General features: G+C 67.8%; 10 protein-coding genes and 1 tRNA gene. 6 read left to right on the forward strand and 5 right to left on the reverse strand.

What is annotated here, in order from left to right; genetic code table 11:
• The first annotated feature begins 8 nt into the window (after positions 1-8).
• On the forward strand, positions 9-911 hold the full coding sequence (locus tag SSKA14_RS02655) for a LysR family transcriptional regulator (RefSeq protein ID WP_008267224.1): 903 nt from the start codon (positions 9-11) through the stop codon (positions 909-911).
• Between the two features lie 162 nt (positions 912-1073).
• Here SSKA14_RS02655 and SSKA14_RS02660 read toward each other — a convergent pair whose 3' ends face one another.
• Positions 1074-3194 (reverse strand): methyl-accepting chemotaxis protein, encoded by a 2121-nt coding sequence (locus SSKA14_RS02660; protein WP_008265128.1) that lies wholly within the window; start codon positions 3192-3194, stop codon positions 1074-1076.
• 184 nt (positions 3195-3378) lie between these two features.
• On the opposite strand from SSKA14_RS02660, the gene SSKA14_RS02665 reads away from it, so the two are divergent.
• The 4 genes from SSKA14_RS02665 (at position 3379) to SSKA14_RS02680 (ending at position 7193) form a co-directional block, all read left to right on the forward strand.
• The gene (locus tag SSKA14_RS02665; RefSeq protein ID WP_008267727.1) at positions 3379-3834 is read left to right on the forward strand and encodes an Rrf2 family transcriptional regulator; all 456 of its coding nucleotides are present in this window, start codon (positions 3379-3381) and stop codon (positions 3832-3834) included.
• Entirely contained in the window at positions 3824-4729 is a 906-nt protein-coding gene (locus tag SSKA14_RS02670; protein WP_008266118.1) for an NAD(P)/FAD-dependent oxidoreductase, read from the forward strand. Before SSKA14_RS02665 ends, SSKA14_RS02670 begins: the two co-directional genes overlap by 11 nt.
• Before the next feature lie 176 nt (positions 4730-4905).
• Positions 4906-6576: a SulP family inorganic anion transporter gene (locus SSKA14_RS02675; protein ID WP_008265853.1), complete on the forward strand. Its 1671-nt coding sequence runs from the start codon at positions 4906-4908 to the stop codon at positions 6574-6576.
• Positions 6573-7193, forward strand: coding sequence for a ParB-like protein (locus SSKA14_RS02680; protein ID WP_008267192.1), 621 nt, complete (start codon positions 6573-6575; stop codon positions 7191-7193). Before SSKA14_RS02675 ends, SSKA14_RS02680 begins: the two co-directional genes overlap by 4 nt.
• A 68-nt stretch (positions 7194-7261) precedes the next feature.
• On the opposite strand, the gene SSKA14_RS02685 is transcribed toward SSKA14_RS02680, so the two are convergent.
• The 4 genes from SSKA14_RS02685 to SSKA14_RS02700 form a co-directional block, all read right to left on the reverse strand.
• Positions 7262-8482 carry an RtcB family protein gene (locus SSKA14_RS02685; protein ID WP_008268246.1) on the reverse strand — a complete coding sequence of 407 codons (1221 nt, stop codon included), beginning with the start codon at positions 8480-8482 and terminating at the stop codon, positions 7262-7264.
• A 56-nt stretch (positions 8483-8538) separates the two neighbouring features.
• Positions 8539-9663, reverse strand: a complete 1125-nt coding sequence (locus SSKA14_RS02690) for a slipin family protein (RefSeq protein ID WP_008265993.1) — start codon at positions 9661-9663, stop codon at positions 8539-8541.
• A gap of 354 nt (positions 9664-10017) precedes the next feature.
• Positions 10018-10089: transfer RNA gene (locus SSKA14_RS02695), tRNA-Gln, on the reverse strand.
• Positions 10090-10738: 649 nt separating this feature from the next.
• The gene (locus SSKA14_RS02700; protein WP_008266961.1) at positions 10739-11695 is read right to left on the reverse strand and encodes an aldo/keto reductase; all 957 of its coding nucleotides are present in this window, start codon (positions 11693-11695) and stop codon (positions 10739-10741) included.
• A 169-nt stretch (positions 11696-11864) separates the two neighbouring features.
• Here SSKA14_RS02700 and SSKA14_RS02705 point away from each other — a divergent pair, with 169 nt between their 5' ends.
• Positions 11865-12722, forward strand: a complete 858-nt coding sequence (locus tag SSKA14_RS02705; protein ID WP_008265824.1) for a class I SAM-dependent methyltransferase — start codon at positions 11865-11867, stop codon at positions 12720-12722.
• Positions 12723-12796 lie beyond the last annotated feature (74 nt).

A 12796-nucleotide genomic window follows, 5' to 3' on the forward strand; every position in this document is an offset into this window, starting at 1 on the left:
ATGGCGGCATGAAGACGACGCTTGATGAAATGCAGGCCTTCCTGGCGGTGATCGACACCGGTTCGATCAGCGCCGCCGCCGAGCAGCTGGGGCAGACGCCGTCGGGCGTGAGCCGCGCGCTGGGGCGGCTGGAGGACAAACTGGGCACCACCCTGCTGACCCGCACCACCCGCCGCCTGCACCTGACCGCCGAGGGCGAGGCGTACCGGCGCCATGCGCGCGCGATCATCGATGCGGTGGAATCGGCCGAGGAACAGATGGCGGCGCGCCGCGAGCGCCCGGCCGGGCGCCTGCGCGTGGACGCGGCAATGCCATTCGTGCTGCACGTGATCGCGCCACTGGTGGCCGGCTATCGGGAACGCTACCCGGACGTGCAGCTGGAGTTGAACAGTTCCGACCGCTACATCGACCTGCTGGAACGGCGCACTGACCTGGCCATCCGGATCGGACCGCTGGCCGACTCCACCCTGCATGCACGGCCGCTGGGCCGCTGCAGGCTGCGGCTGGTGGCCAGCCCGGCCTATCTGGACAGGATGGGCGAGCCGAGCACGGTCGCCGCGCTGGGCCAGCACACCCTGCTTGGTTTCAACGAGCCGGAATCGCTGAACCGCTGGCCGCTGCCCGGGGAGTCGGAGGGATTGCTGCTGGTGCGCCCGGACATCGCCGTGTCCAGTGGCGAGACGCTGCGCCGGCTGGCGGTGGAAGGGGTGGGCATCACGTGCCTGTCCGACTTCGTCACCGATCGCGACCGCGCCGCCGGCACGCTGGTGCCGGTGCTGGCCGCGCAGATGCTGGAGGTGTACCAGCCGATCCATGCGGTGTACTACCGCAACACGGCGGTGTCGGCGCGGATCAGCTCGTTCCTGGATTACCTGGCCGCCGCGATGGCGCGCAGCGATTACCTGCGCTGAGCGTTGCAGCCGGGTTGCCGGCCAGCGGCCGGCACTACCACAGGCTCCGGTGGGTGCGGACCGTGGGTCCGCACCGATCCTGCCTTCGCCCGACCCACGGTCGGGCGCCACCCGTGTCCGCGCTCCACGGTAGTGCCGGCCGCTGGCCGGCAGCCGGATCAATCAGGCTGCACGTTGCAGCGCATCCTTCGCCGCTGCCGTGGTCGACAGATCGAACACATCCACGGCATCGATCAGGCGGTTCGCCTGCTGCTCCAGGCTGCGTGCAGCGGCGCTGGCCTCTTCCACCAGCGCAGCGTTCTGCTGGGTGGTGCCATCCATCTGGATCACGGTCTGGCTGACCTGCTCGATGCCAGCGCTCTGCTCCTGCGACGCGGCGGAGATCTCGGCCATGATGTCGGTCACCCGCTGCACCGAGGCCACGATCTCGGCCATGGTGTCGCCGGCCTCGCGCACGCGCTGCGCGCCGTGCCCGACCTGTTCCACGGACGCTTCGATCAATGACTTGATCTCCTTCGCCGCAGCGGCCGAGCGCTGCGCCAGCGTGCGCACCTCACTGGCGACCACGGCGAAGCCCCGGCCCTGTTCACCGGCGCGTGCCGCTTCCACCGCAGCGTTCAACGCCAGGATGTTGGTCTGGAACGCGATGCCATCGATCACGCTGATGATCTCGGCGATCTGCCGCGACGAGGTCTCGATCGCGCCCATTGTCTCCACCACCTGGCCGACCACGCTGCCGCCCTGCGAGGCGACGCTGTGCGCGCCGATCGCCAGCTGGTTGGCCTGGCGTGCGTGCTCGGCATTCTGCCGCACGGTGGAGGTCAGCTCTTCCATCGAAGCGGCGGTCTCTTCCAGGTTGGCAGCCTGCTGCTCGGTGCGACGCGACAGATCGTTGTTGCCGGCGGCAATCTCCGCCGCAGCCGTGTGGATGTTGCCGGAGGCGTGCTTGATGTCGGTGACGATCGTCGCCAACTGCGCGGCGGTGGTGTTGGCATCGCCGGCGATGCGGGCGAACACGCCCTGGAAATCACCGTGCATGCGCGCGCCGAGGCGGCCATCGGCAATCGCGCGCAGCATGCCGGAAACCTCACCCAGGTTCAGCTCAGTGGCCTGCATCAGGCGGTTCAGGCCGTCGACCATCGCGCGGAAATCATGTTCGAAGCGCGCGCTGTCGCCGCGCTGGCTGAAGTCGCCGGCGGCGGCGGCTTCGGCCAGGCGGCGGATCTCGCCATTGATGGTGCCCAGATTGGCCTTGGCGGTATCCAGCGCTTCGGTGATCACCGCCTTCTCGCCGGGCAGGCGTTCCATGTCCTGGCTGAGGTCGCCGATGGCATAGCGGCCCATGATCGCGATCGCGCGCATCTTCACCTGGATGTGAGCATCCACCAGCGCATTGCTGTCGGCCACCATTTCGCCGAACGCGCCGGGGAAGGCGCTGGCATCCATGCGATGGCTGATGGTGCCGGCCTCGTGCGCCTGCGCCATCGCGCCCTGTGCATCCAGCACGCCGCGCAGCGTGGATTGCACTGCCTGCATCGCCTGCGCGAGGCGGCCGATCTCATCGCGGCTGCTCACCCGCACCACGTGCTGCAGGTCGCCGGCGGCGACCGCGCGTGCGGCGGCTTCCACCGCAAGCACCGGCTGCACCACCGCACGCCGCAACCACCAGGCCAGGCCCATCAGCAGCAGCACCGCGGCCAGCACGGTCAGCGCCGCGCACAGCAGCAGGGTCTGCCGCGCCTGGTGCGAACGCGCCGCCAATGCCGCTTCGGCCACCTCCGTGGCCTGCGTGCTCAGCGCATCCAGTGCGGTGGCCACCGGACGATCCTTGCCACGCACCAGGGTGTCGCCAGCGGCGGGATCGTAGCCGGCGGCGGCGAAGGCCTGCAGCGCGGCGTGATAGTCCTTCTGCAGCTGCGCATGCAGTCCGATGAAGGCCTGCGCCTGTTCGCGCGTGTGCGCATCCGGGCTGCTGGCAAGGCCCTTGGCCAGCTGTTCGACTAGACGGCCTTCGCTGTCGAAGGCCTCCAGGTGACGCTGACGCAATGCATCGTCGTGCCCGCGCAGCAGCACGTTCTTCCATTCCTGCACCTGGCCGCGGAACTCGCGCTGCAGGCGTTCGGCATCGCGGCTGTGCGCGACTTCGGGCGGGACATCGGTGGACAGCTTCAACCAGGCGGAAGCAAGACCTGCCAGGGCGCACAACAGGACTACGGCCAGGCCAACGGAAACCGCGCCGAGCAGCTTGGACTGCAGGCGGGGTGCACGGACAGACGCATTCATCGGAAGGGGCTCTCGGGAAGGGGCGATGCGGTATCGACCGGATTCGATCACCTCTGAAGTGCGACGTTCATCACATTAGCGTTTCGTTTAGCGAAGTGAAGGAAACGTTTCATAGGACAAATGTGTCCATATGGAACGAAAGCAGACTCTGGACAGGGGATTTAAATGTAACTATTGTTGTTACATGAAATCCGCGAACCCGCTTTCCGATGCCCTGCACGTGATGGCGCACCTGGTCGGCCAGAGCGCACCGCGCACCTCCGAACAGCTGGCGTCATGCCTGCCGACCCATCCGGTGGTGATCCGGCGCCTGCTGGCACAGCTGCACAAGGCCGGCCTGGTGCACAGCGCACGCGGCCACGGCGGCGGCAGCCAGCTGGCCCGTGACGCCGCCACCATCACCCTGCACGACATCTATCTGGCCGTAGGCGCGCCGCCGCTGGTACAGGTCGGTACCCGCGGCTCGGGCGGCGGTTGCCCGATCCAGCAGCTGGTCAACAGTGCCCTGCTGGAGGGCGCACGCGAGGCGCAGCGCCTGCTCGAACAGCGCCTGCAGGCAGCCACGCTGGACCAGCTCGGCGCCGAGTTCGCCCGCCATCTCGCCCATCACCGTTCCCTGGAAGGTCAGCATGAATCCTGATGTGCTCATCGTCGGCGGCAGCTATGCCGGCATCGCCGCCGGCCTGATCCTGGCCCGCGCCCGTCGCCCGGTCACCGTCATCGACGCCGGTTCGCCACGCAACCGCTTCGCCAGCCATTCGCACGGGGTACTGGGGCTGGATGGCATCAGCGGCGCCGAGCTGCTGAAAACCGCACGCCAGCAGCTGCTGGACTATCCCAGCGTGCGCTGGCTGCATGCCGATGCGGTGCATGCCCGCAGCACCCGCGATGGGGTTGAAGTGGAGACTTCCGACGGCCAGGTGCTGGCGGCGCGCAAGCTGCTGCTGGCCAGCGGCATCGCCGACCAGCTGCCGGACCTGCCCGGCCTGGCCGAGCGCTGGGGCAGCACCGTGCTGCACTGTCCTTATTGCCATGGCTATGAAGTCGGTGGCGGTGCGATCGGCCTGCTCGGTGGCCATCCGATGTCGGCCAGCAAGGCGCCGCTGTTCGCCGACTGGGGCAATGTCACCTTCTTCAGCCAGGGCCTGCCGATCACCGAGGACGAACGCGCCGCCATGCAGCAGCGTGGCGTGCAGGTCGAGACCTCGCCGGTACTGGGTGTGCAGGGCGACCAGCCGAGCTGGCTGGAGGTGGAACTGGCCGACGGTCGTCGCATCGCCCAGCGGGCGCTGTTCGTGCCGGCCACCCAGGCGATGGCCACGCCGCTGGTGCAGCGGCTGGGTTGTACGTTGGCCGAGAGCCCGCTGGGCGTGCTGATCGAGGTCGATGCGATGAAGCAGACCTCGGTGCCGAACGTGTATGCCGCAGGCGATGCGACCACGGTCGGCAACATCACCCTGGCCACCGCCGAAGGGGTGCGCGCGGGAATCGGCCTGCATCATGCGCTGGTGAGCGAAGACAGCGTGCCGCGCTGATCGGGCTTGTTCTGTAGATGCCGACCTTGGTCGGCGCCGTTCCATCCACGCATGGCGTGAATCTACTGCGCCCTCGGGGTCGGATCCCATAAGCAGAAGCGGATCTGACCGCTGACGCCATTTCCACTTCCCAACGCCGATAGTGGCGGCAACGTACCCACGCGCCCGAACCCGGCATGGACGAAGCAAACCGCCTCAGATCGCTGCTGGCCCCTTTGCAGGGCCTGCGTGGCTGGCGACCGGCGCAGGCCACGCGCGATGCGATCGCGGGTATCACCCTGGCCGCGATCACCCTGCCCGAACAGATGGCGACGGCGCGGCTCGGTGGCTTCGAGCCGCAGGTCGGCTTCTACGCTTTCGTCGGCGGCACGCTCGGCTTCGTGCTGCTGGGCCGCAACCGCCGGCTGACCGTCGGCGCCGATTCCACGATCACACCGATCTTCGCGCTCACCCTGGCCGGCCTGGCCGCGCAGCACACCGGCGTCCTGGCCGGCAGTGCCGTGGTGCTGGCGCTGCTGGTGGGTGTGTTCCTGGCGCTGGCGGCGCTGCTACGCATCGGCGTGGTGGCCGCACTGCTGTCGGTGCCGGTGGTGACCGGCTTCCTCGGTGGCATTGCAGTGCACATCGCCGCGTCACAGCTGCCGGTGGCACTGGGTGTCAGCCTGCAGTCCAGTGAGCTGCCGGAGCGGCTGTACGAACTGCTGCTGGCGCTGCCACGGGCCCAGCTGCTGCCGACCGTGATCGGCTTCGGCGTGCTGTTGGCCATGGCGCTGTGCGACCGGATCAATCCACGGATTCCCGGCGCGCTGATCGCCGTGGCCATCGCCACCGTGCTGGTCGCTACGCTGGGTACCGAACGCCTCGGCGTGGCGACCCTCGGCGCGGTGTCACCGTATCCGCCCGCGTGGCAGCTGCCCGCGCTGGCGACCTTCACCACGCTGGTGCCGCTGGCCCTGCTGCTGACCCTGGTCATCATCATGCAGGTGGCCGCCGTCGATCGTGCGTTTCCCGGCGAGGAAGAGCCCGACGTCAACAAGGACTTCCTCGGCGTCGGCGCCGGCAACCTGCTGTCGGCCGCGTTCGGTGCGTTCCCGGTCAATGCCAGTCCTCCGCGTACCGCAGTGGCGGTGGAGGCCGGCGCTACCTCGCAGCTGGGCGCGTTGATCGCCGCAGCATTGGTGATGCTGCTGGCATTCTGCGGCGGCAGCGTGCTCGGTGCCATTCCCGATGCGGCACTGGCCGGTGTGCTGCTGTTCGTGGCGGTGCGCCTGTTCCGCCTGCGCGTGCTGATCGACATCGCCCGCCGCGCGCGTGGCGAAGCGCTGCTGGCGGTGCTGACCTTCCTGGCGGTGGTGTGCCTGCCGATCCAGTCGGGCATCGCGATCGGGGTGGGGCTGGCCCTGCTGCATGGCGTGTGGATGATCGCGCACAGCCCGATGCTGACGCTGACCCGCCTGCCGGGCAGCACCGTCTGGTGGCCGGGCAGCCGTGGCGAGACCGAACCCGGCGTGACCGTGCTGGCGTTCCAGGCGCCGTTGCTGTTCGCCAACGCCGACAGTTTCAAGCGGCAGCTGCTGGCCAGCATCGAGGCGACGCCACCGCCCGGGCTGATCGTGCTGGATGGCAGTGCCATCGTCGAGATCGACTACAGCGCCGCGCAGACCCTGCGCGAGGTGATCGGGCTCTGCCAGCAGAAGGGCATCGTGTTCGTCATCGCGCGGCTGGGCTCGTTGCGCGCGATGCAGGCGCTGGATCGCTTCGGCATCGCCGCCCTGCTGGGGCCGGACGGAACCAGCCACAGCGTGCAACAGGCCGTTGACCACTACCGCACCCGAGGTACGCCATGACCCGCATTCCCGAACCGCGGCTTTCGCCGGTCGCCATCCTTGAACTGCGGCCGACGCAGATGAGCGTGGGCCTGCTGGAAGTGCAACGCAAGCGTGCGCAGTGGAAGACGTTGCCGAAGCAGGACGAGGAACGCTACCTCGGACGGCACATGGTGCCGGTGGTGGTGGGGCCGTCGAACCGTCTGTACCTGATCGACCATCATCATCTGGCGCTGGCCCTGCATGAGGAAGGCATCGAGCACGTGCTGACCGCCGTGCAGGCCGATCTCTCGCACCTGCCGCGGAAGCTGTTCTGGACGGTGATGGAACGCTACTGCTGGGCGCATCCGTTTGATGCCGAGGGCGTGCGCCAGCCACCCTCGGCGATGCCGAAGTCGCTGCTGGACCTGGCTGATGACCCGCATCGCTCGCTGGCCGGCGAGGTCCGCCGCCGGGGCGGCTATGCCAAATCGGTGCAGCCGTTCGCTGAGTTTCTGTGGGCGGACTACTTCCGCCAGCGCATCACCCGTAAGTCGATCCGCCGGGATTTCCAGCAGGCGGTGGCCACGGCCACCGAGCATGCCCGGCACGCTGACGCGCGCTATCTGCCGGGGTGGTGCGGCATCGAGCACGATTGAGTCAAGTCGGATGCCTGCGTGGTCGGCTTGACGTGTGGTGGGTGCCGGCCTTGGCCGGCACCGTTCCCTCATCCCTTCACGCACAGCACCTGGCGCAGGGTGTGCACCACGTCCACCAGATCCAGCTGTGCCGCCATCACGTCATCGATTGACTTGTACGCCGCCGGTGACTCGTCCAGCACCCCGCTGTCCTTGCGGCATTCCACGTGAGCGGTGGCTTCGCGGTGCTGTGCCAGCGTGATCTGCTGGCGTGCGCTGCCGCGGCTCATCACCCGGCCGGCGCCGTGGCTGCAGCTGTGGAAGCTGTCCGGGTTGCCCTTGCCACGCACGATGTAGCTGCGCGTGCCCATGCTGCCGGGAATGATGCCCAGCTCGCCTTCGCGGGCACTCACTGCACCCTTGCGCGTCACCAGCAGCTCCTGCCCGTGGTGCGTCTCCTTCTGCACGTAGTTGTGGTGGCAGTTCACCGCCATCGCCGCCAGCTGGAACTTCGGCAGCCGGTGACGCATCTCGGCCAGCACGCGCGACATCATCGCCTCGCGGTTCTGCCGGGCGTAGTCCTGCGCCCACGACACCGCCTCGACGTAGTCGTCGAACAGCGGTTCGCCTTCCATGAAGAAGGCCAGGTCCCTGTCCGGCAGGTGGAAGCCGAGCACGCGCCGGGCCAGCTCCTCGCGCGCCTTCTCGATGAAGTAGGTGCCGATCAGGTTGCCGGTGCCACGCGAGCCGCTGTGCAGCATCACCCACACCGCGTCTGTCTCGTCCAGGCACAGTTCGATGAAGTGGTTGCCGCCGCCCAGCGTACCCAGCTGGCGGTCAAGCTTGTCGGTGCGGATCCGGCGGTGCCTGTCCTTGATCTTCTCCAGGCCGGCGGCCAGCCCGGACTGCAGCAGCCGGGTGTGGATGCTGTCGGGCATGCGGTGGTGCTCGCCACCCCGGCCGTTGCCGACCGGGATGCTGCGCTCGATGCTGTTGCGCAGCTGCCGCAGGTCATCGGGCAGGTCATTGGCGCGCAGCGTGGTGCGTACCGCCGCCATGCCGCAGCCGATGTCGACGCCGACCGCGGCCGGGATGATCGCACCGCGGGTCGGGATCACCGAGCCCACGGTCGCGCCCTTGCCCAGGTGCACGTCCGGCATCACGGCCACCCACGGCCCGACGAACGGGATCGCGGCGATATTGCGCAGCTGCTCATGCGCCTGCGCTTCCAGCGGCACCCCGTTGACCCAGCCCTTGATCGGCGTGGTGCCCTCGGCGTGCAGCCATTGATAGTTGTGTTGAGTGTCCATGTCTTCGTGTATGTCCTTGATGGGCCGGTGGCGCGTCCCTGCGCCACCGCTACCCCCTACCTGATCGTCACCAGCTGCTTCAGCACGCCGTCCAGGCCGCCGAACACGGTGAGCGTGTCGATCTTCTCGGTGACCTTCTCCAGCGCCTCCAGCTCCTTCAAGCGCATCAGCACCGGGTTGTCCTCGATCAGCTTTGCGGTGTTGAGCTGCGAACGCGTGGCGTTGGCCTCCTCGCGACGGCGGATCACGCTGGCCTGGGCCTGCTTCTCGGCCAGCACCACACCGTTGAGGATCTCCTTCATCTCGCCCGGCAGGATCACGTCCTTGATGCCCACGCCAAGCAACCGCACGCCATGGCCCTCGATCGCCGCCTGCACATGCGCGGCGATCTCGCCGTCCAGTGCCGCCTTGTCGCCCAGCAGCTCGTCCAGGCTGCGCGCGGCGATCGCCTGGCGCAGGCCGAACTGCAGCTGCCGATAGACGAACTCGTCGGCATTGCTGAGCGTGCGGTGTGCACGCACCGGGTCAACCACCTGCACGGTCGCGGCCAGGTTCACCCGCAGGGTCACCTTGTCGCGGCTGAGCAGCTCCTGGCCGGACACGTCCAGCGAACGTGCACGCAGCTCCACGCGCTCCACCGACACGTTGCCGTTGAAGTTCCAGAACGCGTGCAGGCCGGCGTCCAGCGTCTGCCGCAGCGTGCCATCGATGAACAGCAGGCCGACCGACTCGCTCGGCACGGTGCTGATCACGGCCACACGCGGCAGCACACCCAGTTGGCCCAGGCGCTGCTGCACGTCCACCGCAATGCGCGGCTCGTCACCCAGCGCCATCACCCGCACCTGGGTGTCGACAGAACCCCGCCAATACAGGCGGCGGCTGCCCGGCGGCAACACTTCATCGATGCGGCCATTGCGCAGCAACAGGCCGACCTCGGTGGCGCCGACATTGGCCAGCACGAAGTGCGTGTCCAGCGTCGCGCCCAGTGCCTCGATCAGGCTGTCCTGGTCGCTGCCGGTGTAGGCCGCGCCCTTCGAAGCGGTGTGGATGTCCACGTGCGGGCGGCCGCCGAACGGCGACAGGCGGTGCACGCCCGGCAGCAGGATCTGCTGGAAACGACGGTTGCGATACACCAGGCCGCGCTCGCCGTCGCCGATCACGACCTTGATGGTCCAGAACATGGGAATCTCTCCTTGTATGGCTCTGGTGGTTCGACCCGAAGTGATGAAACGCCATGACCCGGGCCGATCAGGTCGTGGCGTGGCCGGCTGCACAGCGTGTGCAGCCCGCGGAAGAGGGCGGCCATCGCGGGACGGTCCGCACGCGGAGCCTGCGGCGCGTCATCACCCGTGCCATCGTCGTTGCCGGCAGGCAGCGCCGGTGCGGAGCGGAGCATTGGGTGGCGACGGGCCAGGGCCCGGCGTGTGGTCCGTTGCCTTCCTGGCCGCGCCCAAAGGCGGTGGCAGGGAAGGCAACGATGGCCGCTGGGGCTTGCGCCCCGGGTGTTGCTTCAAGTCATGACGTGACAGGTCATGTGGTTGGAGTGGGAATCGAACCCACGACAGACGGAATCAGGATCCGTTGCTCTGACCAAGCTGAGCTATCCAGTTGGGAACCGCGCGGAATCGAACCGCGTACCGGCGAACCGGCGCCTGTCTCCAGCAGGCAGTCCAGGCGATGGCATGTCCGCGACCTCCGGCATACGCCACGGCAACGCCGCGCGCACCAGCCCGTGGTTGAAACGGGACCGTTGGAGAATCGGGGGTGCAGGCCACCGACATTATCGACGAGCGATAATGTTTTGATGCGATGCAGATAATGTCCAGGCGTCGCCGTTCGCGCGAAGTAAATCCTTCGGCGGTGCGGAAAAACCTGGGTCAGTGAGCGGCGGGTTGCCGCGCGCGGTGCAGTTCTGGCATCGCGGGTCCTTGTGCCGACGCAAACGAAAACGCCCCCGGGACTTGCGTTCCGAGGGCGTCGTCAGGCCTCGGAGATCGGGGTGGCCGATCTCCGCAGGGCGGGTATCAGGCCGTTGTCAGCTGGACGTCCTTGCCGAACGCGCGCGCCAGCACGTCCATGCGCAGGCATGGCAGCAGTTTGGCGGTGGCGACGGAATGCGCGTTCAAGGGAAGTTTCCAGTGGTTGTTGAAACGAGGTGCGCACGATAAACCACGATTTAGTCGTGCGCAACCATTTTGTTCAATTATTTTCTTCGACGCACGTGTCATGCCGGCCAGCGGCCGGCACTACCGGGTCTCAAGCTTCCTTGCTGGCGGCATCCAGCTGCGCGACATCCTGCACGCTCAGCGACACGTTGGCCGCCGCCAGCAGATCGTGCAGCTGCTCGACGCTGGTAGCGCTGACGATCGGTGCGGTGATCGACGGCCGCGCGATCTGCCACGCCAGCGCGATCTGCGCGGCGCTGGCGTTGTGCTTGCTGGCCACGTCATCCAGCGCTTCCAGGATGCGCAGGCCGCGCGGGTTGAGGTAACGCTTCACCACGTTCTCGCCCCGCGCCGGGCTCTTGGCCGCATCGGCCGCGGTGCGGTACTTGCCGCTGAGGAAGCCACTGGCCAGCGCGTAGTAACCGATCACGCCGATCTGCTCGCGCTGCACCAACGGTTCCAGCTCCTTCTCGTAGCCGGCGCGGTCGTACAGGTTGTACTCCGGCTGCAGGGTTTCGTAGCGCGGCAGCTTGTAGTCGGTGGACACCTTCAGCGCATCGGCCAGGCGCGTAGCGCTGTAGTTGGAGGCACCGATGGCGCGCACCTTGCCGGCTTCGATCAGGCGGCCGAACGCGGCAAGCGTGGCTTCCAGCGGCGTCGACTCGTCATCCTCGTGGGCCTGGTACAGGTCGATCACGTCGGTCTGCAGGCGGCGCAGCGAATCCTCGACGGCGGCATTGATGTTGTCCGGGGTCAGGCCGGGGCGCTCGGCCCACTTGGCCACCTTGGTCGCCAGCACCACCTTGTCGCGCTTGCCGCTGCGGGCAAACCATTTGCCGATCAGCGTTTCCGATTCGCCGCCGGCATTGCCGGGCACCCACGCCGAGTATACGTCGGCGGTGTCGACCAGGTTGAAGCCGGCGTCGACGAAGGCATCGAGCAGGGCGAAGCTGGCCTTCTCATCGGCGCTCCAGCCAAACACGTTGCCACCGAAGGCGAGCGGACGTACATGCAGGCCGGAACGGCCCAGTTCGCGGGTTGCCGTCATGGGCACGGACTCCTTGGGGGAAGTGCTCCAGAATAGAACGCGTTGTGTGACCGCGCTGCGGCGGCGACCACAAAACAGTGTTCCGCCGCACGACTCCGGCTAACGTTTTGTGAACACCTGGGACGCCGCGACTGCTAGTCTCGCCGCATCTTCCGCTGGAGTCGCCCCGATGATGCCTGCTTCGTCCCTGCGTGGTTGCCGCCTGCTGCTTGCCTCGGCCCTGCTCGCCGCTGTTCCCGCATTCGCCGCACCGGCCACGGTGGCGCCGGCGAAGATCCAGGTTTCTCCTGCCATCGATGCGGCGGTGAAGGCGTCCACCCGCGATGCCAACAACGTCAAGCGCGACACCTATCGTCATCCGGCGCAGACGCTGTCGTTTTTCAAGGTCGCGCCTGACAAGACCGTCATCGAGATCACCCCCGGCAATGGCTGGTACTCGGAAATCCTGGCGCCGCTGCTGCATGGCAAGGGCCACTACGTCGCCGCCGTGGTCGATCCGATGGCGGTACCCGAAGGCCGTGGCCGTGATTACCAGCAGCGCAGCCGCGACAGCCTTGAGAAGAAGTACGCCGCTGCACCGGCACAGTTCGGCAAGACCGCCGTGGTCGCCTACGATCCGGCCAAGCCGGTGTTCGGCCCGGCCGGTTCAGCCGACGTGGTGCTGACCTTCCGCAACGTGCACAACTGGCGCAAGGCCGGCCAGGCGCAGGGCATGTTCCAGGGCTTCTTCAACGTGCTCAAGCCGGGTGGCGTGCTGGGCGTGGTCGAACATCGCGCCAAGGCCGATGTGGCCGACGACGATGACACCGGCTACGTCGGCCAGCAGCAGGTGATTGCGATGGCCGAGGCGGCCGGCTTCAAGCTGGAGGCACGCAGCGAGGTCAACGCCAACCCGCGTGATACCAAGGACCACCCGAACGGCGTGTGGACGCTGCCGCCGACCAACCAGCACGACAAGGCCGACGACGCGAAGTACCAGGCAATCGGCGAAAGCGACCGCATGACCCTGCGCTTCATCAAGCCGTAAGGCGGCACGCCGCATTGCCAGCGCGGAGTGCCCACCATGGAGCCGGGCCCATGCCCGGCTCGCCGCGCGCGCCG

The organism is Stenotrophomonas sp. SKA14 (assembly GCF_000158575.1).
In the GTDB taxonomy this organism is placed as follows: Bacteria; Pseudomonadota; Gammaproteobacteria; order Xanthomonadales; family Xanthomonadaceae; genus Stenotrophomonas; species Stenotrophomonas forensis.